The sequence below is a fragment of the Bdellovibrio bacteriovorus HD100 genome, from assembly GCF_000196175.1.
Classification (GTDB): Bacteria; Bdellovibrionota; Bdellovibrionia; order Bdellovibrionales; family Bdellovibrionaceae; genus Bdellovibrio; species Bdellovibrio bacteriovorus.
Window position 1 is genome coordinate 2,930,740 of the sequence record NC_005363.1, and the last position, 26,381, is coordinate 2,957,120.

Sequence of the window (26,381 nt, forward strand, 5' to 3'; positions counted from 1 at the left end):
TACTTAATAGAGTAAGAAGAAGTTCCCCACATCAATACCGTTGATCGGCGCATGACCGTCATGTCCCTCACTTGGAACCATGATGTCCATAGTGCCATCCCCATTCACATCCCCGGATGAAGTGTTCAAATAGAAGTAATTTGGTGACGTTTCGGTGTCCTCGTACTGGATTACATAGGGCTTCATGCGCCCTTGCGCATCCCCGACAACCACCGTATCCGGATAATCTGCAGAGTGCAGACCCACGCTGGAGCCGAAGAAGACAAGTCCACGTCCCAGTTGGCTGTTACCGCTGATTGAATCGTCATAGCCATACGACCCCAGAATCACGTCATCAAATCCGTCGCCATTGAAGTCGCCTTTTTTCATACGGCCTGTCATGACCTCACTGCCGACCATATCCCCACCTTTCGCATCCCAGGCATAGAAGGCCTGAGGTGCCGGTTTCGGTGTTCCCACGGAACGGATGCATTGCAGGCCCGCACCACCACCTGGCAGGTCCGGATCCGTGTACAACATCTGCTTGTTCAGATTGGTCTCCAGATAATCCCACATAGTTGTATTGTTATCAGAACCGCACAATGGGCCATAATAGACATAGGCCATACCACTGTCAGAGAAGCCTGATTTCGGTGACTCTTTCGGAGCCGTCACAATCAAGTCCTCATAACCATCGCTGTTCAGGTCCCCGGCTGAATCCAAACGATACCCGAAGTAACGGCCGATGCGGTTAACTCCCAGGTCCCCGTTCAAAATCGGCGGCATCAAACCATACACGCGGCCCGCAGCGCCATCCTGATCCAACGATGGATCCAGATTCTGGAACTGGTCGTCGTCAGTGCACGATCCACCCATATAAGTGGAGTTGTAATAGCTGTCACGATCCGCAGCCTGAATACCGTTGCTGCTTCCCTGATACAGGAATAAACGACCGTAGTTGGAACGACTGTCGGCATCATAGTAACAAGCCAGATCCTCCCAGCCCGGAGCTGAAACAACCAGGTCGTCGATGCCGTCTTTGTTATAGTCCATCACCGCTATGCTTGCGCCGAACATGTGACGAAGGCGATCGTAACCATAGTTCACGTTGCGCACCATCGGACTGTAAAGGTACTGCATCTTGCACGAGTGGCCCGGAGCCCCACTGCAGGCTTTGTTGGCAACCGCTGCCGCCTCTGTCCCATAGGTGTCGATCATGTAGTTTGAGTTCGACGACAAAAGATTCGTGTTCACCGTCGGTTCATTGTCCGTTGGCGTATAACCCTTGACCTTCGGAGTCTGAACCCCTGAAGAAGAGCCATACCAGATGAACACACGACCCATTTCAACAGCCTGAACACCGTTCAAACAGCTTGAATCTGCTTCGTCATAACACTGCCAGCCCTGCCCCGCCGCCGGCGGATCACCGAATGGAGGATTCACGTCGCTGATACTGGTCCCTTTGTTCATCGTAAAGAATGATGGAGCTGTCGGAACTGCCAGAACCAGATCCGAGTACCCATCTCCATTGAAGTCACCGTGATGAATGACCTTACGACGGTGAGGCGAAAGCTCATCCATCCCAAGGAACTCAGAGCCCCACGAAATCGGCGACCAGCGCGTTGTGATATACTGCGGATCACCGGCAGCCGGAAGCCACTTCGGATTGGTCACCGCCTGAAGCCCCCCACGGGAACCGTAGTAGGCCACAACCTGACCGCCTGTACCCGGATCCAGGAAGATCACGTCCGCAAAACCATCCCCGTTGATATCACCACCGTCAAAGGCGCGAATAGCCCAGCCGGAACTTAAGTTCGTCGGTTTGCTGATCAACTGTGGCAGGGCAATATCACTCAGTGTCACCCCTTGCGCCGGATTCACGGATGGATAGCAATAGTTTTCATTCTGATTCTGTGGTTTGAATACACGCGCCAGATTGCCCTTGCAATAAGACGTGGTGATCAACCCCAGATTGGATCCGAAGAACACCACCGCATCCGTCGTATAAGTTTTGCTGTTTGCCGAAGGACGGGATATCTGGGCCACTGCATCCGCATATCCGTCACGGTTGATATCACCGACGATGCGAATGCTTTCGAAGTTAAGGCTCTGCGGGCTGGCCGCGTGGTCCACCATTTTTTCTGCAGGCACAGAGTTCACAGAAGACAGAGGCTGACCTTTGGAGTAGTAGCCGAAGGCGGCTCCACCACCCAGCTTTGTCGACTTGTCCAGGTAAGATCCAACGAACACGTCATTCAGCGGCGTCAAACCGGAATAGTCCCCGTCAAAATTGCCCACAGCCACGGAGCGGCCGAAGTAGTCATAGGACTGCCCCTGATAGTTGTACAGATGCAGGAAGTTGGAGGTCAGCCCCACACCGGACAAACTTGTAAACACATAAGCTGCTCCGGAGTTGGTCGCTTTCGTTCCATCTCCCGTCGCACCCACGACAACATCTTTCAGTCCATCACCTGTGACGTCACCGACCGCCATCGCTTCCGGATAAAGTCCCAGATAGTAATTCGAACCAATGGAATTGGAGCGAATCAGTGTCGGGGCACATTTACGCTTGGTGAGATTGTTGTTCGTATCAAAGCGGTCACACTGGGAAGACCCGTCATTCCAGTCGCTGTCCTTGATATTAGGATCCACGGCATCGATACCCTTGAAGGCATCCATTTCATAAAGTTTGAACGGATTTCCATAAAAGACCCACAATGCGCCTGAATTGGTTTTGGAGCCATTATTGAAATAGCTGCTCGAAACCACTGCTTCCGCCCATCCGTCTGCATTCGTGTCGGAAGGACTTGTCAACGCCGTGTTGGTTGCATCATAGCGAGAATGATCACCGACCAGAGCGACAGATGTCCCGAAGCCACGTGAAGTCATTTTTACACCTGAGCCCACCTGATCATCTTTATAGAAGCTGCGCGGGAACAAAATGCGGAAGCCGGCTTTATTGGTCAGGCACGAGAAGTGTTTGTTCGTATCCATCTTGCGGTTACCGCAGAACCAGAACTGGTTGCGGTACGTTTCATCCTCTGTGGCTGATGCCGAAGGCGCTGACCGTCCGAAGTAAACATAGGCTGCTCCCGGAGCCGAGCCCACACCAGCCGCCGCATTATTGACCGGCAAACTGTAGTAATTGACCCCGCTTGGGAACGAGAAGCCAGAACTTCCCCAGCCACCTTCCGCTGGCGGAATTGCCGCGCAGGTATCCGGAGTCGAACAGCTGGCGGTCGTTGCCTTGATTTTCGCGCTTTGTGCCTGGATATACCGGTCTCCGGGCGCCCCTACGATCATGTCAGCGCCGCCCACCAGTTTCCCGGCAGAGTTGCGAATTCTGTAGCCACCATCCACATCGGCCCCGCCATGAATGGCATGACCAAAGCGGGCTCCATAATGCGGAGTCGGTGCATAGATCTTCAGGAAACGGAACTTGGGATGAGTGGCGTTCGGAATAGCCCCCGCCGTCGGAGTTTCATAACCGATACCGGATTTGGAACCAAAGTACATGGCCACAAACCCTGTTTCTGGCTCATACTTTGAATCCCCTGGCAAATTCGGAGCTGGTGTCCCGTCCCAGTTGCCACGTGGCGCCCCGATGGCGATGTCATCATATCCATCACCATTGAAGTCACCAACAAAGGAAACCGCGTGCCCAAATTCGGAATTGTTGCCTGTCGGTGAACGTCCCGCCTGATCCCAGTGCGACGAAGGCCACAAGGATGTATCCGGCCACAACATCACAGCGGAACAAGTCGCCCCCTCAACAAGGCCGTTACAAGTTTCAAAGTTTTGCTGCATGTCTTTGATTTTGGTCGGAGACTTCAAGCCCTCAGCACTTCCGAAGAAGACAAAGGCCGAGCCATCATACTCATAAGGGCTGTAGGAGGTATCCTGCCCTGGGGCCCCGACCACCAGATCCTGACAGGCGTTACCCAAACGAGTGTCCCCGTTCAGATTTCCACTGCCGGACATGGATTTTCCAAAGCGTGCGTAAGGTGTCAGATCCTCAAAAGTGATGATCTGCGGATCCAACCCGGGAACCGCCGGATTCTGCACCGGATCCGGGGACGTTTTCAGTTTGAAACTTGCTGAACCTGTCGGCTTATAAGAATAGTAAATATAAACCGCACCGGCATTGGCAGATTTCACCCCCAAAGAGGCAATGGACATGTTCGGCAGGCCGACGGCGAGATCCGGCTGACCGTCACAGTTGAAGTCACCGGAGGTCATGGATTCGCCCATGTAAGCCACACCCGCGTCCGCCGCCGCAACAGGAGGCATTTCCTTATAACCCGGAATACCCTTGATGTAGGTGCTAAGATTATCAAAAATCAGAGTTTCATTTTTCGCACCGTCATTATAGTTCACACGAATGGACAGATCCTCAATTTTACCGATCGTCCAGTTGGCCGAAGGCGAAAACACGATAGTGCCCGCGCCCACCAGCGGATCTGATACCGCTGTGTTACCCATGTAAACCCGGCTGACATAGTTTTCATTTTTGTATTCAGAATTCACGACCGGCGTCACCTTCGCAAATGGCAAAGCACCAATCGAAATCGGGCTCAGCTCATAGGCCGGTGTCGGGAAGGACGAGTTCGTGGAACCCGTCACCACTTTGGTGGGACGTTCATAGGTCTCATCCTGATACTTCACCTGAACGACGAAATGAAAGCGTGTCGATCCCGTCATGTTACGGAAGATATAGCGATTCTCCAGCGAAGTGCGATCCACCGCGGTCCAATTGGCAGTGTTTTCTGCCGTGGGATCCTCGTACTCTTTAAAGAAGATCTGATATTCAGCCACCTTGTTTGGATAGTCCCAAACCAGGATCAAATTGCCGTCGGCATCCTTGGAAACACTGCCGGCGCCAGTAAAGGGCTTGTAGGTGGTGACCGTGATCTCTTTATTGCCACCGACACTGTTGGTTCCATCAGTCGCCACCACTTTGAATGTATAGCTGGTGTTCGGCGCCAGATCACGAATGATCACAGAGTCCTGGAACGTTTCTGCCACCGCATCAGATGAAAGATTGTAATAGACTTTGTACTCGCGATAACGACTGTGCAACTGCCAGTAAACCCGGACCGCGGTTGGAGACAGCACTTCAACGCCCTCGGCTCCGGTAAAGTCACGCAGCAGACTTCCGGTCTCCAGCTTCTCTGTACAAGCCGCAAGGCTCAACAGACCCGTCAGCAGGACAGTTTTGAAAATCCTTTTAATAGAGAACATAGACGACTCCTGTCGAGAATGCCTTGCCGGATGGATGATTACGGCCTGGTGCAGCCAGTACAACATCGGAAACTCCGTCTCCGTTGATGTCACCGTTCACACTGTTGGATATGTAACTGTATTCATAAGCTTTGCGTTCGGGCAGATACAGCAGCATTGGCTCACAAAGAGGTGCTGAACCACCGTAACAGCGCGGGGTTGTTGTCGGCGTGGAATTGATCTTCAATCCCAGCAAACTGCCATAGTAAACCACGAAGGCCCCGGAATCAGCCTGCACCTCTTCCAGGTCATAGTCTTTGCCCGGCATGTTCACAATAATGTCGGCGTAGCCGTCGTTATTCACATCACCCACTCCGGCAAGGCCATATCCAAATCCGTCTCCGGAATCGAAGATGGCATCAGTTCCCAGGACCTCAAGTCGCTGAGGCTTTGGCTGGGACTGGCTGGTGTGCAGAGTGTTCTTGGCAATAGGGCTGGAGCCGGCCAGGAACAGATCCGTGGTGGCCAAGGACGTGGAGCCATAGAAAGCGTAAGCACTGCCCACCTGGCCGCCATAGAAGGAATAGACTTTTCCAGCCACCGGAGCCGACACCACGATGTCGACCACTCCGTCTCCGTTAATGTCACCTGCTGAGGCGACTTCAAAGCCAAAGCGCTCCGCCGCCGCGGCCGGATCCAGTTTTTGAATCGGCGTATAGCCCAGACCTCGCGCGCCACCCTTGAACAGATAGATGCGCCCCTTGAACGACGTCAAAGACGGATCACTGACAACCAGCTCGTCGCTTTCCTCGCCGGCCAGAACATCCAGAGAATCAGTCCCGACGATGCTCCACCCGAAGGTCACACCTGTGTCGGAGGAAGCCAGCATCTGCACTTTACAAACTTTGGGCAGCGTCTCACTGCATGGATTTTCCACCAGAACATCGGCCGCCGCTCCCAAATCGTCCTGCAGACGAATGGTTCCGGTCGCACGATTGGTCTGTGGACCCGTGGCAGAGCCGTAAATCACGAACACACGGCCTTTGTTGGCTGCCGACATGTTCACACCACCCGGGATCACGTCCAAACTTGGCGTCAGGTTGGTCGCTGTGCCCAGGGCAAAATCCCCGTACCCATCGGCGTTGAAGTCACCAAAGGCGACCGCACGGTTGATGGAGGCAAATGTACCAACAGACAATCCGGAAACCGGGAAGGACCCGTGCATATTTCCATCCGTATGGAAGGAAATCGTGTTCACGCCGCCGATACCGAATCGAAGGGGATTTTGCCCCACCGGTGCCAACGAAGGCGCATTGGCATAAACCACACCGCTGGAAGAGCCATAATAAATGTAACTGCCATAGGTGCCCAGAATCAGCAGATCGTCGTAAGCATCACCATTCACACTGCCAATGCGGTGGAATTCCCGGCCAAACCCTGAGTCGCTGTCCACAGCCAGCTTCAGTGGCGCAAGAGGCGTCGCCGGATTTCTTGATGGCTCCGGTGTTGTCACCAGACCACCGGCACTGCCATAAAAAATCACTAGTTCAACAGTGCTGGCCACGGAAATATGGGTAACCACATCAGCGTATCCATCCCCGTTCAAATCACCGACGATCTTGGCACGCTCATAGTGATAGTTCAGCTCTTTACTGAAATTCACATTCACTGTCTGATCCGGGTTCGTCACCGACGCGGCGAAGGAACCGTTGGAATTAAAGACAAAGGCCGCTCCGTTGTAATAAGACGGATTGGAAAGATAAGGGGCGCCAATAATCAGATCCCCGGTTTTATCACCGTTGAAATCCGCGCCAGCCATACCACCACCACCGATCTGCGCACCGGCGGTCATGTCTTTGGCATAAATAATAGAGGCACCGAATGGATTTACGCCACCGCTGTACCAGGTACAGTTGGTTGCGCAACCATAAGAATCATCATCGGACAACTGGGGAGCATCGATACGCACACCCGCTTCGGTTCCCAAGGTGGAAACGTCAGGTTTGTACAAATAGACCACACCGTGATTCACAATGCTCTTTTTACCATCACTGCTTGTGACCGTGCGGTAAGGCACACCCACCGCCAATGATGGAAGTCCTCGCGTGACATCCTCGATGTCCGCCACTGTTCCCAGGGAACGCCCGTACTGAACGCCCGCCTCAGAGGGACTGGTGTGCAGCGCCTGATTTTCACAATGCTCAAGACTGCCGGTCACGACATTGCGATTTTTCGCGTCACACGCCAAAGAGTTCACGGCATTCACCGTTTGCATCGGCTCCAAAATTCCCTGCAATCCCCCGGTCGTAAAGTCCGCCGACCGTGGAGTCATGTAGTAACCGAACACCACACCGGCGTTGGTGCGGCCAGAGACCGTTGATGTTGGTGCACCGACAAACACGGCACCGGAAACATTTGGAGTCGAGTTGGTTGTGCCGATCACCTTGGTCAAAGGATAACCATTCTGATTCGGCACCCCCAGCAGAGAATATCCGTACCCTTTCACCGTGATGTGAGAGGCACTGATTCCCTGGGTCGTGTCAGGGTAGGACTCTTTACACATCCAGCTGGTTATTTGCTGCAAGTCCGACCCGGAAGTCGGCTGCACACCTTTACATGCCAGGATTGAGCCGCGTCCCGCAGCACGGGCCGGCACCCCGATCACAAGATCATCACACTTGTTGAATTCAAAGCCTTTGTTCTTTGGTGCAGGTGAGGTTCTAAAGACATAGCCCCCGCCATTTTCGCAGGTGCGCGAGTTGTATGCCGAAGCCACTGCTCCGCCAAAGTCCTCGGCAACGCTTGTGCCGGCAAAAGATCCATCCGTCAGATCACCCGCACCGATGGTCTCAGCATCAATTTTGGCGTGGCTTTTCACCGCACTTGCAGGATAAAGCCCGAAGCGGTCTCCACGCAGAACGTGAATCTGACGTTTGCTGGCATTCGTCGTCACACCCATGGCCAGATCGTCATAACCATCATTGTTATAATCACCAAAGGTGATGGAATGCACATACGCTGTCGTGGAATCGCGATACTTCGCCGGACGACATTTGAAAGACGTCGGGTCACAAGTGGCCTCATTCAGACCATAAGCACTTCCGCCAGCGCCCGTCACCAGGCCTCGGACCGGATCACCGAAAACAACAAAGACCGCGCCATCGTTGGTCTGCATGGCAAGGTCATCACAGGTATGAATCTCTTTAAGCTTGTTCAAATCAGCCGGCGGCACCGCCGGAGTGTAAAGGTCGTCACAAAGACCCACACGATTGATCTTCGGATCGTTATCGGTGACACCTTCAGGCGGTTTATAGCGGCTGAAACAATCGCCATTCACATTCCCGACAGCGATGCGAATTCCCAGACGTGCATCTGAGGTCAGATCGGTGTAATAAATCAGCTGTGGATCCGGGAAAGAAGCATCCGCTGTCGGCACCACATCCGTTTTCAAACGCGGTTTGGGGCGAACGATATTTCCGTCAGCGTCGATCTCGTCCGGTGGCTGATACCCGTAAAACACAGAGACCGCACCCGTCGCATCATAGTGCCGTTCGCTGATATAAGGTGTCGCACGCGGAGCCGATACGGCCACATCTTTGTAACCGTCACAGTTAAAGTCACCAACCTGGATACCGTTACCCAACTCCTGCATGCCAAGCCCGCCACCGATAAGACGCGGCAACAAGGGAGCCTTGGCACCCGCCCCTTCCAGGCTTCGCACCAGAGGTTTGCTCAAGCCCGGCAGCCCATCCGGCTGAACATCCACAATGGTCACCTTGCCATCCGTTGCCGTAACCTTGGCGTAGATGTTCTTCACACCCGGATCAATTGGAATGATGGAACGGAAATAGTCATTGCCGCTCACTGTCGCCAGACGAATGTCTGTAAAGCGTTCGAAAATCTCGGTCTTGTAAGTAGAATCCCCGCCCTCAGTCCAGAACCACGGGAAGTTGCCCACGAACGCTGAGTTCATCCGAACCGCTGGCAGATTCGACAGCTGGGACTGAACCAGCACACACGGTGCTTTGGAATTCAGATACGTTTCACTCATGTTCGACGGTTCAAAAGTGCCGTCATCATAGAACGCCATCACCCAGAAGCAGTACTTCGCACCGCTGGGCAGGGAATTCACAAGAGAGGTGCTCTTATTGACCACCGTGGTGACCGCATTTGTTAGATCCCAGGATTCGCTTTCACGCTTTGCGAAGATCTTGTAAGTGACACCGTCTCCGTTTTTCACCCAGCTGACTTCCACAGAACCATTGGACTGGGACTGCAGGCCCGAGGAAGGAATGCCCGAGAAATTCGCGAGCGTCTTGACGGTCATGTAGCTGTCGAAACCAAACTCTTCATCTGTCGTTGCGTCCACGCCGGACGTAGAAAATTCATAGTAGCTGTCCGGAGTCAGACTGTTCAGTGTCGTGGTCGCGAACGTTTCAGTTTTCTTCGGGGTATTAAAACCTTTTTGATAGACTCGATATTCTTTGAATCGCGCCTGCAGAGGCCATGATAGTCTTACACTCGTTGGCGAAATAGCCACGGCGCTTTCCAAACCGTTGAATTTAGATGGCAAGTTGGTGCTTTGAAGACCTGCTTTCGCACAGGAAATCAGGACACCACATGCAACGTACAAAAGTAGTGATAGAAGACATTTCATATTAGATTCAGGCTAGCCTCACTTTCAGGTCTTGGAAATGCCGTTTGAAAGCGCACAGATGATGGTACAGTCCAGCTGGGAGCCCATTCTATCGACGTTTTTCAGGTCTTTAAGCCAGAGCAGAATCAGCTTGATACTCTTAAATGAAATCAGTGCAAGATAAGCGTCCCACTCGTGGCGATCCTCGTTCACCAAAAGGGGAACAGTTTCTGATTGCATGAACAGATCCAACGCGCCTGAATTCCAAATTTGAATCAGAATCTTGGATGAGTATCAGTGATGCATTTTGAAAATCTAAGGAACACCTGATGAACACAAAAGTAAACGGAAGCACGATTGAAATCTCTCTGGAAGGACCTATCAGCGAGAAAACCTCTTTGTTTGAACTCAACATTCAAAACTACAAAGACATCAAACTGAACATGTCCAAGGTGACATTCATCAACTCCATCGGCGTTAAGAACTGGATCATGTGGACTTGCCGTGTGCCGACCGATGCAAAGCTGTCACTGGATGAATGCCCGTTCGTCATTGTGAATCAAGTGAACATCGTTCAGGGTTTTCTGCCAAAAAATGCCCGCGTGACTTCTTTCAATGCACCTTTCCTGTGTGAAGACTGCTCTCACGAACACGTGATCAAACTGAGTGAGAACGTTCACTACAATTACGCTGGTGAGCAGGAATCAAAATTAAATTTGCCATCTGAAATAAAGTGTTCCAAATGTTCCGCGAAACTCGAACCGGATTTCATCGTGGATAAAACATTTGGATTTCTAAAAAAATAAAGCCTGTGAACCGGTCGCGTCTGTACATCGACAGATAAATCCCCCATAGTAGGGGAATGAAAAAGAAACTCGTATTAGCAGCACTTGTTTTGTTCATCGGAATCATAGCGGGCGTGGCCTATCTTGCGGGAATCCCAGGCCTGAGCAAAGTGGATGAAACCACGCTGGGAAAACCGCTTGCTGTCATTCGCGAGATCCGGACACAAGTCAGACATAAATATCCGGGAGATTTTTTCTGGCGCACGGCCAGTGATGGACAAAAACTTTTCAACGGCTCTGAAGTTTTCGTTGGCGAAAAGTCAGCAGCCGTTCTTCACTTCTCCGGCAACCGCCGCGCACGCCTCAGCGAAAACACCCTGCTGCGCATTTCCGAAGACTCTGGCGGTAGAAACAACCTGATCCTGGCCCTCAACGACGGTTCTTTCAATCTGCGCAGTTTTCCCAATGACAACACAGGCATCATCCTGCGTGTGGATCAGGCGGGTTTAAGAATCGGCCCGGGCTCGAAGTATGATCTGTATGTTAAAAAGAAAGAGCATGCGTTGGGCCTGGCCATGGCCGCAGGGCAGATTGCCATTGAGGGAGTTGAAGACAAAAAGATACTGACCCAGGGAGAAAGCGTTGTCGTGCGCAGTCGCGGGTCCGGCAACGCCCCCCCAGTGAGTGGCAACCAGGGTGAGACCAGCAAGGTGGAACTCTATATCGATCAGACCATTGATCCATCCATCAAGCTGCTGCAGCCAGTGGAAAAGCAAGTCGTCTATAAAAACGAAACCAACCAGTTCTTCGTTTGGGAAAGTGACCCGGCTGAACATCAGACGCTGGAGTATTCAACCCATCCCGATTTCTATCAGATAGACGGCGAGCTGACTGTGACGGGCACCAAGACAATCCCGGTGCCCGTCGCAAAACTGAGCGGAGATGTTTTCTGGCGCGTTGTCTCGTACAAAGAGGGTGTCCCCCACTTCTCCAGCGCCTCTTACTTCAAAGTCGCCAACCTGCAAAAGACCTCGCTGACCGAACCGCGCCTGACTTTCATTGAACGCGGAAAGTGGCAGCTGGATGTCTCGATCAACAACCCTGCTGCCAATGCTCGATACGAGTTTCAGGTCAGCCGCACGGAAAGATACCAGGATCTGTATGATGCCTTTGTCGGCCCAGCGCCGTTCCGGTCTCTGATTGACCAATCCGGTGACTTTTATTTGCGCGTGCGCCGCCTCTATGGCAACGATTTGGTTTCTGACTGGTCCGACCCCCTTAAACTCCATGTTCGCAGCCCTCTGACCGCGCCGATCCTTAAAGTCAGTTCGCACGGCGAAAAAGTGGGCGGGGTTGTTGCCGCCACCCTGTCCTGGACGGGTGAAGAGGCGGCTGAATACTTCCTGCTGCGCACTTCATTCAATGCTGACATGCGGGACTCCAAAATTACACGCCTGCCGAAATCAAAAACAGAATTTGAAATCAACGAATACCTGACACGTCCCTACTACATCAGCCTGCAAACAGAAGCCAAAGAAGGCGAAGTCTCTGCCGCATCAAATATCGTGACACTGCAGCCTTCGCCAACGGCCATGAAAAATCTGGCCGCCTCTGCGGCAGCCGCAAGAGCGGCGGAACTTCAGGCAAAGAAAAGTGAAGCCGCCGCCACAGCAGACCGCCAGAACGCGCTGAGCATCACGGCCCCGGAAGACAATCTGGTGGCCTATGTCGGAAAGCCCATCCGCTTTGAATGGAGCGGCTCCGCCCCGGCCCTTGAGTTTTCCACCGTGGCGAGTTTCACCCAGGACCTGGAAAAATTAAACACCTCTGGCCGGACGTCGACTGAAGTGACCCGGAAAAAAGCCGGATTCTTTTATTGGCGACTTATTGCCGCCAACGGAAAAACCACGCCTCCGCGCAAGATCACCGTGGTGCCGCCTTCTGATATCAATCTGGAAAAAGCCGAACTGCGCCTGATCGAACGCGGCCGCTGGGAAATCACGGCTAAAGTTCGCGATGCAAAAAACAATGAGCGCTTCGAGTTGCAGTTAAGCCGCACCGCTGATTTCCAAACCGTCACCGCTTCACGCACCGGCCCCCTGTCTGGGGGTGTTGAAGTCACCGATCCGGGCACCTACTATCTGCGCGCCCAGAAAATCTACACCGACAAACCTTCCTCCGGTTGGTCGAATGTGATCAGCACCGAGGTGCGCCCTCCTTTATCCGCACCCGAGCTGCTGAAAGAAAAAGAGGACCTGCTAAGTCCCGTCACGGTGCGTGTCACGATGAAGTGGAAGCCGGTGCCTCACGCTGCGGGATACATCATCGAAATGGCGGACACGCCCAAGTTTGGCAATGTGACGTTGAGTGTGAATCTGAATTCTCCGGAGTACGCCATTGATCACGCGACCAAAGAACCGAGCTATGTGCGGGTTCTGGCCCGCTCCAAAGAAGGGGAAATCTCCCCTGCCTCTGCGGTATTTAAGATCAAAGGCGTTCTGCCAGGCCCGTCAGTCGAACGCTACGAAATCACTTTTGCCAATATTGACGAAAAGCAGGCTCAGGACCAGCTGCACGTTCTTTGGAACCATCGCAAGAACGCAAAGAAGTACTTGATCGAGGTGGGCCGGAACGAAAGCCTGAAAGACGCCCAACGTTTTGAGACCCGCAATATCGAGTTCTTTATGCCCGTGCAAGAAGAGGGCTGGTACTATTTCCGCCTGATTCCCAAGTCAGAAAGTCCGGACTTCTTCGACACTCCATCTCAGGTTTACGGCGTGGAATATCGCAAACAGGCTGATCTTCTGGCGGCGGCTTTGGAAGCCCCGGCAAAGGGCAACAAGTTCAAAGCAGGCGATGCCATTCGCTTCGCCTGGGGGCAGATTCTGGGGGCCGCTTGGTACGAACTGGAACTTGCCAAAAACACGGATTTCAGCGGCAGTGTGGTTTATAAAGTGGAAGCCCGCGATTACTATCTGAACCGGGGCCTGAGCAAAGGACGCTGGTACTTCCGAATGCGTGGCCGCAGCTCCAGTCAGACTTCACCGTGGTCGGACGCCAGCTTCATCGAAGTTCAATAATAAAAAAGAGCTCCCGCCGGGAGCTCTTTTTTATTTTCAGCATTTCATTTCTTTACAATAAATTAGACAACCAGCTCGATGATCGCACGGAAACCATTGCTCCCAGCCATGGCCGCCAGGATATTGCGCAATGAAGTGATATTCTTTCCCTGGGCTCCGATCAGTTTTCCACGATGCTCCTGAGGGATATTGATGCAATATACGGTTGTGCGGTCCCCAGTTGTGAACCTGACGTCGATACCGTCAGCGCCACCAGCCATTTCCCTTACCACATCCTGTAACAAACCTGCGATACGCTCTCTAACCTGATCCGTTTGTGCTTCCGCCAGCGCCAACACTTTGTGCCTTTCGTTAACTTCCCAACCATGGTCAACGCTGGCCCCACAAAGGGCAACGTCCACCTTTAACGACAAGACTTCAAAGTGTTCACAGAGAAATGCTTCCCGAACAGTTCGGGGAAACACGAGATTTATTGATTCTTTGACCGGAATGAAAAAGGCCCTCGGAAGAGGGCCTTTAGCTTAATAGGATTTTGCGAACAAGACCCACTTTGTCGCGGGTTTGCCGGAGAAAATACAGTTGCCCTGTACCGGCTCCTGATCCAGCGGCATACAGCGCGGAGTCACTTTCAACTGCGCCAGCAGCTCATGCCCCATCCCGGCTTCACACCAAGGGACCTTGGCAAAGCCCGGAGCGGTGTTTTCACCACCAGAGAAGTACTTTTCAAAGTCCTGCAGGTTCGTGATGGTCTTGATGCTTTCATCGCGCATCTGTTTCGCACGCTCAAATAGACCATCTTGCATTTCCTGAAGAAGATTCGTGATGTTTGCCACGAATGCGTTTCTTTCCATGGAAGCTTTTTCTTTCGGACCACGGTCACGGCGACCGACAAAGACTTCGCCTTTTGCCATGTCACGAGGACCCACTTCAACACGCACAGGAACACCCTGCTTAATGTACTGCCATGCTTTTTCACCACCACGCATGTCACGATCATCGATCTTCACACGCACGGAAGAACCCACATAGTTCTGGGCTTTAAGGTCTTTTTCCAAAGCTTTTACATAGTCCAGCACCTGAGCACGCTCTTCGTCGTTGCGATAGATCGGAATGATCACCACGTGCAACGGAGCCAGTCTTGGAGGAACCACAAATCCATTGTCATCACTGTGGGTCATGATCAGACCACCGATCAAACGGGTCGAAACACCCCAGGACGTGGTCCAAGCGAACTCTTCCTTGCCTTCCGCACTCAGGTACTTGATCTCAGAGGCCTTGGCAAAGTTCTGACCCAGGAAGTGAGAAGTTCCCGCCTGCAGGGCTTTTTTATCCTGCATCAGTGCTTCGATCGTGTAAGTGTCCACCGCGCCCGGGAATCTTTCATCCGGAGTTTTCATGCCCTTGATCACCGGCATTGCCATGTATTGTTCTGCAAATTCAGAATAAACATTCAGCATCTGCAAAGTCTCTTCCTGAGCTTCCTTGGCCGTGGCGTGAACGGTATGGCCTTCCTGCCACAGGAATTCGGCAGTTCTCAGGAACATGCGCGTGCGCATTTCCCATCTCATCACGTTACACCACTGATTCACCAGAATCGGCAGATCACGATAAGATTTCACCCATTTTGCAAACTGGTGACCGATGATCGTTTCGCTGGTTGGGCGGATGATCAGTGGTTCTTCCAGTTCGCCATCCGGGATCAGCTTGCCGTTGCCATCACCTTTCAAACGGTGATGAGTCACAACCGCGCATTCTTTCGCAAAGCCTTCCACATGAGCCGCTTCTTTTTCAAGGAAGCTCAACGGGATCAAAAGAGGGAAATAGGCATTCACGTGGCCGGTGTCTTTGAACATGCGGTCCAAAACGCCCTGCATGTTTTCCCAAACGGCATAGCCCCAGGGTTTGATCACCATGCAACCGCGCACCGGAGAGTTTTCCGCCATATCAGCGGCAACGATCACCTGCTGGTACCACTCTGGATAGTTTTGAGAACGTGTCGGGGTAATTGCTGTATCTGCCATCTTACTGTCTCTTTCCTTCTATTCTTTCGTATCAATTCCGTAGGCTTTGATCTTTCGGTGCAGGTAACTTCTTTCCAGACCAATAACCTCTGCTGTGCGCGAAATATTGCCGCTGTTTTCGCCAATCTTGCGCAGCAGATATTCTTTTTCAAACTGGGCGCGTGCCTCACGGAAGGTGGAAAGATCCTGCATCTCCACCGCTTTTTCGTCGTCTTTGTCGATCAGACCTGCGAAACGCAAATCGTGAACGTCCACGAAATCGCCCGGAGTCAGAATGTACACGCGCTCAATAAAATTCTTCAGTTCACGAACGTTGCCCGGCCACTGATAGGCCAGCATTTTTTCCACGCCTTTTTCTGAAAACGCTTTTTTCGGATAACCGCTTTCGCGGGAAACGTTGTCAGAGAAATAGGAAACAAGCACCGGGATGTCCTCGGGATGCTCTCTCAGCGCAGGCACGCGGAAAGGAATCACGTTCAGACGATAGTAAAGGTCTTCACGGAAACGACCGTCCTTCACTTCTTTTTCAAGATCCTTCGAGGAGGCTGCGATCACACGAACATCATTTTCGATCAATTCCGTGCCACCCACTCTGGTATAGGTGCGGTTGTCGAGATACTTCAACAGCTTGGATTGCGCCGCCTGATTCAGCTCGCCGATCTCAGCAATGTAAAGTGTGCCGCCAAAAGCCAGATCCAGTTTGCCTTTTTTCGTGCGCTCTACACCCGGCATGGCGCCTTTTTCGATTCCGAAAATTTCTGAATCCTGAAGGTCCTCGGGGATGCCACCGCAGTTGATTTCAACAAACGGACGGCTGGCGCGGGAACTCATGTAATGGATATTCTGTGCGACAAGCTCTTTGCCTGTACCGGCTTCACCCTGGATCAGAACCCAGGAACTGGTCGGTGCCACACGCGCGATGATCTGCTTTGTCGCCACGATGCTTGGGGCCTCGCCGATCAAAGCGATGGATTTACGAAGCTTGTTCAACAGAAGCGCTTTTTCTTCCTTCTGCTGCTGGTAGCTCAGGATGTTGGAGATCACAATCAGGATCTTGTCCATGGAAAGAGGCTTTTCAATAAAGTCCCAGGCACCCAGTTTGGTCGCCTTCACCGCGGTTTCGATGGTTCCGTGACCGGAGATCATCACAAACTCCACGTGAGGAAACTCTTTGCGCGCCAGATTCAGAACTTCGATACCGTCGTACTTGCCCGGCATCCAGATATCCAAAAACACGATGTCCGGCTGAACGTCACGAATCGCCTGGATTCCCGATTCACCATCATGAGCCAAAGAAACCTGATAGCCTTCATCACGCAAAGATGCGGAAAGCACATCACGAATCGGTGCTTCGTCGTCAATAATCAAAATTTTCGTGTTCAGTGCCGTCATAACGACCTCTTTTCTTGCTAGGACTCAGACGGCTTCCATGCGCCGACTTCGTTCACTGGCATTTCAATAACCATCTTGATACCTTTGGGTTCATTGGCCGTGGCCCGAATAAACCCGTTGTGATCCTCGATGATCCTTTTCACAATGGCCAATCCTAGCCCAGTTCCGCCCTCTTTTGTAGAGTAGTATGGCTCAAAAATGCGACTTCGATCCGCCGCGGGGATGCCTTCGCCATTGTCCGCCACCGTCATGCGCACGGTTTTGATGTCTTTATCGTAGCGCGTGGTGATTTTCACGCTGGGCTGTGACTCTTTTGCAACAGCGGAAACTGAGTTATCGACCAAATTGACCAAAACACGCTTGATCTGGTCCGGGTCGAACTTGAAGTCCGGCAGTTCCAGGTCCTTGCTGAACTCAAAGTCGATCTGCGGGTGGGCCTGACGGTACAACCCCAGGGATTCCTCCACCACCGAGTTCAAATTCGCCACCACCGGACGGGCCTGCGGCAAACGGGCAAAGTTGCTGAATTCATTCACCAGATTTTTAAGTCCATCCACCTGTTTCACGATCATGGTGGTGCATTCGCTGAAGGCCGGATCCGTGATCGAGCCCCCGAACTTGCGCTGCAGACGTTCGGCAGAAAGTTTGATCGGCGTCAGCGGATTTTTGATTTCATGCGCGATACGACGGGCCACTTCGGTCCACGCCGCCGCACGCTGGGCGTTCACAATCGGGGACATGTCATCAAAGACAAGAATCTTACCGATGTCTTCGCCCTTTTCATCTTTCAACATCGACAAGGTCACCTGCAACGGAATCGCTTCCCCCTGAACATTCAGGCGCAGCTCTTTTTGCAAACTTTCGATCTTATGATCGTGCATGGTTTTTTGCAACTCCGCGAAGGTGCGGAAATACTCCAGCGTCAGCAGATCACGCACCGAATGCCCGATGTACTTTTCCGGATCCACACGCAACAGCTGGGCGGCATGACGATTGATCGTCGTTACAATCCCCGCCCTGTCCACCGAGATCACCCCGGCGCTGACGTTTTTAAGAACCGTGTCCGTGTACCGCGCGTGCTGATCCAGTTCGGCCAGCGTGCTTTCCAACGTCCCCGTCATCGAGTTGAAGCTTTGAATCAGGTCAGCAATCTCTTCAGAACCGGCTTTGACTTCCAGCGGAGTGTAATCCCCCCCGGCGACCCGGCGGGTGGCGCGGCCCAGTTGCACGATCGGCACTGACAGTTGTTTTGCCAGATAGAATCCGAACCAGGTTGCCGCCAGCAGGATCACGAAGGTCATCAGAACCAAAATATACAAATAGATCGACTTCAGCGGGTATTCCAGCGGATTGATATCGCGGAATTCATCATACGCTGTCGAGATGTCATTCATCTTGGAAATCAATGAAAGCGGCAGGAAGCTTGAAACGACAACTGCACCCCGCTCGGCGCCCTCTTGGACGGGCACAATCACGCGCACCAGATTGCCGTCACCAAATTGGTGAATGATACTGGCTTCGGCCTGAAGCTTGATCCCCTTTTGCAGGAACTCCAAAGACACTGCCGGCACCGTTGGTACGGTGTCATCTTCGGCCGACACCACCACGCGCTTGCCGAACAGGGATGGATAATACTCCACCGCATCCAGGCTGAAATCCTTGCGCAGCTGTTCCACTTTTTTTTCGATGGCACGCTGATCACGCAGCGGACGAAGAGAATCCGCAATCTGATGGGCGAAGTGATAGTTCTTTTTCTTGGCGTTGAAATAGTATGCGTTGGTGACTTCGATGGAGCTTTTCAGGACCCCGGCCATCTTCGCACTGAACCATTTGTCGAAGCTGGAGTTGATATAAAAGACCGAGATGATGAACATCAGCACGGTCGGAATGAAACTGAACGCCACAAAGGCCGCAACCAGTTTGGCCTTTAAACTTGAGCCAAAGACTTTGCCCTGTCTTTCCACGAAGACCTTCACGACGTTGCGGAAGATCATGAACAGCAGAAGCAAAAGCAGGATGATGTTGAAGTTCACCAGACCGAAGAAGAAGATACTGTGAACAAACGGAAGCTGCTGACTGGTGGCAAACAGGCGGATCTCAAACCACGTCAGAAGACCAAATAAAAACGACACCACAAGAACCAAAATGATCTCGCGGCGTCGCTTTTTAAACTCCTGGGGACCAGGAGGAAGAAACTCATCCTTAAGGGGCGTATTTTCCATAGGCCCCATGCTAGATTACTTTCTTACTTTTTTCTTCTTTTTTTGTGTTTTTGCCGCAGCTTTTGCAGGCTTCTTGGCCGCTTTCGCAGGGGCTTTTTTAGCCAACATAAGAGCTGTCTTCATGGCCGCAGGGATTTCCTGAGTCAGGCCGATCATTTCCATCGTCACCTGAGCCGCTTCTTCACCCTTGTTACCGTGATCACCACCCGCACGAGCCAGGGCTTGTTCTTCGTTTTCCGTCGTCAGAACGCCGAAACCGATCGGTTTTTTGTAATCAAGCATAAGGCGAGTTACGCCGTCAGTCACAGAGTTGCAAACATAGTCATAGTGAGAAGTGTCACCACGGATCACCACACCCAAAGCCACAACACCGTCACAGCCCGCTTCCAGGAAAGCCTGGCACGCCAATGGGATTTCCACCGCGCCCGGAACCAAAGCCGCAAAGATCTCTACGTCTTCACAGGCCTCCAGATAGCTGATTGCGCCTTCTTCAAGTTTAGAGGTGATTTCCTGATTCCAGCGAGCGGTGACAACACCAACTTTGATTTTTCCCATTATTTTGGTCCCTTCAAGTTTTCCATTGCGACAATTTCAACGATTTCAATATCAAAGGCCTTCAGGCCGACTTTCTTTTCAGGCTTATTGGTCAACAGGCGGATTTTGTTCGCGCCAATCTCACGCAGGATCTGCGCACCAATGCCGTAATCACGTTCATCCATCAACGGCGTCGTCGGACGGATGTCCTCAAGACCCACCAGAACATTCAGCTCCTGAGTCAGACCGGAAGTTCGGTTGTTCCCGCGCAGAAGCACGAAAGCACCGCTTTCTTCCTGGGAAATCGCCTTGATGCTTTCAAGCACGGACGAAGCCCCACGCTGAACCACCGCCATGAAATCACGGGTGAAGTTATCCACGTGAACACGAACCAGGGTCGGATGATCTTTCTTGATTTCACCTTTTTGAATCACCAAATGTTCCAACCCATCCACGGTGCTGCGGAAAACACGCGCCTGCATGTTTTCACCAAAAGACGCCGGCAGTGGAACGCTGTGCAGCTCTTCCACCAAAGTTTCATTCGCCAGACGATAAGCGATCAGATCCACGATCGTGCCAATTTTGATGTCGTGCTTTTTTGCGAACTCACGCAGATCACCCACGCGAGCCATTGTGCCGTCATCGTTCATCACTTCACAGATCACGGCTGCCGGATTCAAACCCGCCAGACGGGCCAGATCCACGCTGGCCTCTGTGTGACCCGCACGCTTCAAAACCCCACCCTGCTGGGCGCGGATTGGGAAGATGTGACCCGGCATGTGAATGTCAGAGGGTTTTGCATGAGGGTTCGCAGCCACTCGGCACGTCAGCGCACGGTCGGCAGCAGAAATACCGGTCGAGATCCCTTCAGAAGCTTCGATGCTGACCATGAACGCCGTTTTGTTCGGCGCAAAGTTCAGATCATCACGAACCATCAGTGGAAGCTGCAGACGCTCGACCTGCTGGGCTGTCAGACACAGGCACACCAGGCCGCGGGCTTCTTTCACCATGAAGTTGATATTTTGTGGCGTCGCGAATTCAGCGGCCAGAATCAGATCGCCTTCGTTTTCACGATCCTCGTCATCCACCAGGATGACCATCTTGCCGTTACGAACATCATCGATGATCTCAGGGATTGTATTGAATTCCATTGTTAGCCCTTTCTGACTTCCAAAGAACGTTGGATGGCGCGGGCCATGTAATCAGGCTCCACGTTGATACGGCTGCCCGGCTTAAGCAGTCCCAAGTTAGTGCGTTTCAAAGTTTCAGGAATCAAGCAGACAGACACCACCGAACCCTGCAGTTCGTTGACGGTCAGACTGACCCCGTTCAGGGTCACGCTGCCCTTTTTCCAAACGTAAGGCAAAATGGTTTCTGCCACGTTCACATCCAGGAAGAAGGATTCGCCCTCAAGATCCGCGCGGGTCACAGTCCCCAGACTGTCGACGTGACCGGTCACCAGATGGCCGTGAATGCGATCGCCAAAACGCAAAGATCTCTCAAGATTGACCTGTTTTCCCAGCCAGCTTTGTGGGTTCCATTCAAGAACCTTGATGGTCTCAGCCGCCAAAGCAAAGGTCATGGTTTGATCATCAAAAGCTTCCACGGTCAGGCAGGCGCCGTCGCAGGCAATGCTGTCGCCGAGCTTTATGTCATTGAATTCAGAAGGTTTTTTGATTTTAATACGATAGGCATTGGTCAGCTCTTCAGAGCTTTCAATGGGCATCACAGATTCTACGATTCCAGAAAACATAGGGGCCTCAAGCTTGTGGCCGAGACCCTACATCTTTCCCCTGCCCGTGGCAAGGAAAGTGGCACTTTTACACTCTAAGAAAGCCCTAGCCGCGGCCCGGTTTTCCCGGTTTTTGATTGCCAATGGGCTTGGACGGGGTCTGAGTGCTCGGCGTGGAGGAATCCACCGGCTGAACACCCGGATCCTGGGGCTTGTAATCCGCCGCATGGAACTGGAACAGTTTTACTTTGGCTCCAATAACCGCGTTATTGGCATTTTGTTCAATCACGCGACCACGGGAGATTTCATCACCCACCCAGTCGATCTCGATCTTGGCAACAGCCGAACCTGCCGCGGCCCCACCACCCAGGTACTTCGAGTTACAAGGCTCACCTTCCCAGTAGTAGTCTTCGTTATAAACCAACAACTGGTCGCCCGCTTCCAGGCCCACATCCAAACCACCCACGATCACCAGATGCGTGTCGTGATTGGCCATCACACGGGTATGCCATTCTTCCGATTTTAAACCGGCGTTCAGTTCACCCACGGCTTTGACCAATGCATTCTTGGTCACTTGCGCCAGCGGAGTCTGATAGTAAGCACTGGGCCCAATGGTGAAGGCACCGAAATTCAGGCCGAAGTTCACTTTGGTTTTGGTTTGTTTTGTCGTCACATTGGCGGCTGTCATGACTTTCGAGGTCAGCGGACGAGTCGCCATCATGGAAAGATCCAGCTGCGCCCACTCGACATTCAAGCCCGCCGAAGCCAGTCCATTCGTGGAATAGTTCCCAGCCGGGGTGAAGCCAACAGTCAGACCACCACCGCCGATCAATTCAAATGAATTCACCGCACCGGAAAGTTTCGCCTGTGGAATGTTCACCATACACCACGCGGTCTGTGCGTACTGCACATCGTAGTTGTCCTTGCCGACAGCTTCCGCGAACGCCTTCATCATCTGACCGTCCGCTTTGGTCAGATTGAAGAAGCTTTGATCCCCGCTGCGTGCCTGCTCCGGGGGAACAGCGATAGGAGGCGCATATCTTAGCGCGAATTCTTTGCTCTCCATGAGCACTCCGTATATCTGTTCGTTGGCAACAAATTGAAAATCGAAAGAACCGTTCGGGAAGATCAGAGGACTGGAGCGGATCGCGCCCATCTCCACAATCTTCTTAAGACTGCGCACCGGAACTTCAGCCTGCTTTTGTTCGCACTTCTGATTTCCCATAGTCATGGCCGCGCCGGCGATCATCACGCCTGCTTTGAAAATTTGTTTCGACCATTTTACTGTGCCTTGTGATTTCATGATATTCCCTTTCCACTCCATCTATCGAGGCGGTTCTTGCACAGTATACGGAATGAAAAGGCTGGACCTTAAACCGGGTGTAAGTTTGCGGACTCATTTGCAAAAACGAAACCGGTTTCACCTTGAGACACGCTAAGTGTTTGAAATTGTTCGCGAGCCTTGAAAACAGCAATTATAAAAAAATATTGCCTTGTCGAATGTTTAGACTGTTTAAGAAAAGTTGAATGGCGTGATGACTAGTGTGAATACTCTGAACGTCAAAACAATGATCACAAAAAAACGAAATACCAATAAAGAAATTTCGGACGGCTACTTCGCCGCCCGCTCCAGAACTGCAATGCTGCTGACAATTTCTTCCGACAACAGCACGAACATTTCACTCTTGATCAGCTCCCGGGCCTGCGATCTCTGCCCGGCATCCACCAGCGTCAGCACGGCAGAAACATAGTTGCAGAAAGCCTCGTGTTCTTTTTCCAGATGTTGAAATGCTGGCAGATGCGACAGGCTGCGCTTGTTGTCCCGCAACCAGAAAAGCAGGTCTTCATCAGGCACCTGCAGCTCTGAACCGTTTTCCACAAAATTTCTGAGGCTGAGTTTGTATTTGGCGTGAGCCAGAACGATGTCGTTAGTCTTCATGTAGGATTCCTCAGACGCTCTTGTCGGAGTGAATCCCTCTCACTGTATGATGCAGATCATGACTTTAGAAAAAATCAGGCAGTTTTAGAAGCTTCCGCCACCGGACAATGTGATAAAGTATTGGGTCTCGCTTTTATTAAGAGTGAAATCGTTTTTATCCTTACGATCCTCGAAATACTGGAACTGCTGAACACCTCCACCGATGCGCAAGCCACCCAGGCCGAAGGTGATCCCGGCAACTCCAAACGCCGCGTTGGAATTTTCAGAGGCAAAACGCAATCCCGGACCGGCATAAAGCTCAATCCCCAAAGTGCGGCTGCTGTTGTACATCTCGTAATTGAAAAGACCTGCGGTGTCCAAGCCATACACGGTGTTAATCTGAGAACCGAACTGGGTGAAAATGGAGTTTCTCCAGTTAAACCAGTTCACCGGATAATAATTCAACCCCAGATGAATTTCGCTGTAGGACTCGCCATCGCGGGAACCGGTTGAACCACTTAAGTCATAAGACACATAGGAAGCCTGGGCCGCACCAGAAAAGCCCATTGCCAGAATAAGCACGCCAATAAACTTTTTCATAGAACTCCATTTCTTTTATTTTTTCAAAAACTCGAAATCGCGATCCATCACCGTCTTGCGCCCGTCAGCCCGTGCATTTTCAATCGCCCGGTCACACAAAATACGCACGTGATCCGAAAGCACATCCATCACCGAAGCCGAAGTATTGTATTCAGAACGCGCCTGAATATAGTCCTTCAAACGAGAAGCGATGATCAAAACTTCCTGAGGAGCTGCGGCCAGACTGCCCGCTGGAGCTGACGATGTCGATGCTGTCGGGGATTTGACAATAATACGGGCCGGAGCGCGCTGATGGGATTCTTCAGCGGCCGCTGCATCTTTGGGAGCAACCTTTTCCACGGCCCCGGCATCGCGGTGTCTTGCCCCTGGCAGATGTGTTTCAAAACAAGGAACACTGCAAAAGACATAGCCCGTGCGTTCGTTATTGCAGGTGGAAACACTGCAGACGAAATATTTCGAACCATAATTGATGGGCTTCTTGCAGGAACTGCATTTACGCCAGAATGTGGTGGTGGCTTCCATAAAATCTCCTGCCACTATTGAAGCACACATTGGCAGGGCCTGAAAAACGAATTCTTATTGATTGCAGTGTGGGATTTTCTGGTCTGGCTCCAGACGGTTCTGCGTGCCCAGGTGACGGGCGGCTTCTTTGAGGGCGTCCTTGGAACCTTTGCTGCTGATCGGATAAACGGTGTAACCATCGCGGTACGTCGGCGTGTAATAGGATGTCAGCACCTGCGTGCGACCCTGCACATCGCGTCCCAAATGCAGATAGACAACGGCGCCGGTTTTCTTTTCGACGCCTGCCTGGAAGGCCAGGAAGTTCCCCAGGGAATACACAATCATCGTCAGACGACCGTCACTGGTGCGATAGCTTTCCCAAGGTTGCAAGACATGGGGATGAGATCCCACAACTGCCACAGCGCCCGCTTCCAGGAACCGCTTGGCATAAGCCGTTTGAGATTTGTCCGGTTTGTGGCTGTATTCCACACCCCAGTGCGGAAGCACAATCACACCGTCAACATCGCCACGAGCGCGCAACTGACGGATCAATGTTTCGACCTGCTGGGATTTGCCATAACAGGAAAGAACTTGGCTCTTCGTATCAGCAATCCCATTGGTGGCCTCGGTGCAGGCGACAAAGGCCATGCGATAGCCACGCACATCTGCCAAGTGATAGAAACTTTCGTTCGGCGCATAGGACGGTCTTGTGCCCACCGTGGAAAGGCCGATGTTTTTTGCGGCCTCAATCGTGCGATCCACTCCCCGCCATTGGCGATCCAAAGAATGATTGTTGGCGGTGCTGATCAGATCAATATTGGAACTTTTCAGATCCCGCAGAATCTGCGGATGGAAGTTGAAGGAAAAATTAGTTCCTGAATACACGTTCAGATCATAGGTGAAACCCTGATCGCCCACATCACGACCGGCCTTATCGATACCGACCGCTGCCGGGCCTTCCAGATTCACGGTCATGTAATCGGCCTTGTTGAACAAAGGAATGGCTTTGCTCCAAAGACTGGTGAAGTTCTGTTTCGGCAGAATGTTTTTGTAAAGAGCATCGTGAACCAGAATGTCCCCGGCAAACCCCAGCACCACGGAACCATCGGCGCAGTTCGCGCCTTTGTTCGCGTGAGCGGACGTTGCAAAGAGCAGACTGGCAATGAGGAAAGCTTTATTCAGACGCATAGCCCGTGAGGATGCCCTCGGCAGAGGGGTTTCTCAACCCACAGGCCTGTAACGGAAAAGAATGCAAAAGGTGTCTAAAACCCTGACAGTACTAGTCGTGGGAAAGGCCCGTAATCAGCAGTTCAGCCGTCGCCGGATTGGTCGCCAAAGGAACGTTATGAACGTCACAGATTCGCATCAGCATCGAGATGTCCGGGTCATGGGGATGCATGCCCAGCGGATCACGGAAAAAGATCACGCCTTGGCACTTGCCAGTCGCAACCTCGGCAGCGATCTGGGCGTCCCCACCCAATGGTCCCGAAAGCCTGCGTGTGACTTTCAATCCCGCGGCCTGGATCAGGCGGCCGGTATTGCCGGTGCCCACCAAAGTGAAGTTTTTGAAAGTCTCCAGATGATCACGCACGAAAGAAACCATCAGAGCTTTCTTTCCGTCGTGAGCAATCAAGGCCAATGTCTTTTTCTTTTGTTTTTTCATTCGTTCACTCTATTCCCGTAAAACTCAATTGTCATGTGATCGCTTAAGAAGCAAAAAGCCCTGCCTCGTTGAGACAGGGCTTGATGCTGTGTAGCCAG

Annotated in this window: 18 protein-coding genes; 2 read left to right on the forward strand and 16 right to left on the reverse strand. The window is 52.2% G+C overall.

Annotation, left to right across the window (positions count from 1 at the left end):
• Positions 1 to 3 precede the first annotated feature (3 nt).
• From BD_RS13880 to BD_RS13890, 3 genes are read right to left on the reverse strand one after another with little or no spacing between them, the layout of a single operon-like run.
• Positions 4 to 5,220 carry an FG-GAP repeat protein gene (locus BD_RS13880; protein WP_011165399.1) on the reverse strand — a complete coding sequence of 1,739 codons (5,217 nt, stop codon included), beginning with the start codon at positions 5,218 to 5,220 and terminating at the stop codon, positions 4 to 6.
• Positions 5,207 to 9,856 (reverse strand): FG-GAP repeat protein, encoded by a 4,650-nt coding sequence (locus BD_RS13885; protein ID WP_011165400.1) that lies wholly within the window; start codon positions 9,854 to 9,856, stop codon positions 5,207 to 5,209. The genes BD_RS13880 and BD_RS13885 overlap by 14 nt, the downstream gene beginning before the upstream one ends.
• A gap of 24 nt (positions 9,857 to 9,880) precedes the next feature.
• Entirely contained in the window at positions 9,881 to 10,075 is a 195-nt protein-coding gene (locus tag BD_RS13890) for a hypothetical protein (RefSeq protein ID WP_038448264.1), read from the reverse strand.
• 89 nt (positions 10,076 to 10,164) lie between these two features.
• On the opposite strand from BD_RS13890, the gene BD_RS13895 reads away from it, so the two are divergent.
• Entirely contained in the window at positions 10,165 to 10,641 is a 477-nt protein-coding gene (locus BD_RS13895; RefSeq protein ID WP_011165402.1) for a hypothetical protein, read from the forward strand.
• 56 nt (positions 10,642 to 10,697) lie between these two features.
• Entirely contained in the window at positions 10,698 to 13,700 is a 3,003-nt protein-coding gene (locus BD_RS13900) for a phage tail protein (protein ID WP_011165403.1), read from the forward strand.
• Between the two features lie 62 nt (positions 13,701 to 13,762).
• Here BD_RS13900 and BD_RS13905 read toward each other — a convergent pair whose 3' ends face one another.
• The 13 genes from BD_RS13905 to BD_RS13965 form a co-directional block, all read right to left on the reverse strand.
• On the reverse strand, positions 13,763 to 14,038 hold the full coding sequence (locus BD_RS13905; RefSeq protein WP_038451621.1) for a KH domain-containing protein: 276 nt from the start codon (positions 14,036 to 14,038) through the stop codon (positions 13,763 to 13,765).
• 183 nt (positions 14,039 to 14,221) lie between these two features.
• Positions 14,222 to 15,721 carry a proline--tRNA ligase gene (gene proS / locus BD_RS13910; RefSeq protein WP_011165405.1) on the reverse strand — a complete coding sequence of 500 codons (1,500 nt, stop codon included), beginning with the start codon at positions 15,719 to 15,721 and terminating at the stop codon, positions 14,222 to 14,224.
• A gap of 18 nt (positions 15,722 to 15,739) precedes the next feature.
• Positions 15,740 to 17,113 (reverse strand): sigma-54-dependent transcriptional regulator, encoded by a 1,374-nt coding sequence (locus tag BD_RS13915; RefSeq protein WP_011165406.1) that lies wholly within the window; start codon positions 17,111 to 17,113, stop codon positions 15,740 to 15,742.
• Positions 17,114 to 17,130: 17 nt separating this feature from the next.
• Positions 17,131 to 19,335 carry a sensor histidine kinase gene (locus BD_RS13920; RefSeq protein ID WP_038448268.1) on the reverse strand — a complete coding sequence of 735 codons (2,205 nt, stop codon included), beginning with the start codon at positions 19,333 to 19,335 and terminating at the stop codon, positions 17,131 to 17,133.
• A 15-nt stretch (positions 19,336 to 19,350) separates the two neighbouring features.
• Complete coding sequence (gene ribH, locus BD_RS13925) at positions 19,351 to 19,890, reverse strand: 6,7-dimethyl-8-ribityllumazine synthase (RefSeq protein WP_011165408.1); 540 nt, start codon at positions 19,888 to 19,890, stop codon at positions 19,351 to 19,353.
• Positions 19,890 to 21,020: a 3,4-dihydroxy-2-butanone-4-phosphate synthase gene (ribB, locus tag BD_RS13930; protein ID WP_011165409.1), complete on the reverse strand. Its 1,131-nt coding sequence runs from the start codon at positions 21,018 to 21,020 to the stop codon at positions 19,890 to 19,892. The genes ribH and ribB overlap by 1 nt, the downstream gene beginning before the upstream one ends.
• A gap of 2 nt (positions 21,021 to 21,022) precedes the next feature.
• Entirely contained in the window at positions 21,023 to 21,622 is a 600-nt protein-coding gene (locus BD_RS13935) for a riboflavin synthase (protein WP_011165410.1), read from the reverse strand.
• An 85-nt stretch (positions 21,623 to 21,707) separates the two neighbouring features.
• Entirely contained in the window at positions 21,708 to 22,904 is a 1,197-nt protein-coding gene (locus tag BD_RS13940) for a hypothetical protein (protein ID WP_231839187.1), read from the reverse strand.
• A 309-nt stretch (positions 22,905 to 23,213) separates the two neighbouring features.
• Positions 23,214 to 23,540: a CZB domain-containing protein gene (locus BD_RS13945; RefSeq protein WP_011165412.1), complete on the reverse strand. Its 327-nt coding sequence runs from the start codon at positions 23,538 to 23,540 to the stop codon at positions 23,214 to 23,216.
• An 84-nt stretch (positions 23,541 to 23,624) separates the two neighbouring features.
• Positions 23,625 to 24,119 carry a hypothetical protein gene (locus BD_RS13950; protein WP_011165413.1) on the reverse strand — a complete coding sequence of 165 codons (495 nt, stop codon included), beginning with the start codon at positions 24,117 to 24,119 and terminating at the stop codon, positions 23,625 to 23,627.
• A gap of 15 nt (positions 24,120 to 24,134) precedes the next feature.
• Positions 24,135 to 24,641, reverse strand: a complete 507-nt coding sequence (locus BD_RS18090) for a hypothetical protein (protein WP_157865719.1) — start codon at positions 24,639 to 24,641, stop codon at positions 24,135 to 24,137.
• Between the two features lie 54 nt (positions 24,642 to 24,695).
• Positions 24,696 to 25,808 carry a CapA family protein gene (locus BD_RS13960; RefSeq protein ID WP_011165415.1) on the reverse strand — a complete coding sequence of 371 codons (1,113 nt, stop codon included), beginning with the start codon at positions 25,806 to 25,808 and terminating at the stop codon, positions 24,696 to 24,698.
• Between the two features lie 91 nt (positions 25,809 to 25,899).
• Complete coding sequence (locus tag BD_RS13965; RefSeq protein WP_011165416.1) at positions 25,900 to 26,283, reverse strand: methylglyoxal synthase; 384 nt, start codon at positions 26,281 to 26,283, stop codon at positions 25,900 to 25,902.
• Positions 26,284 to 26,381 lie beyond the last annotated feature (98 nt).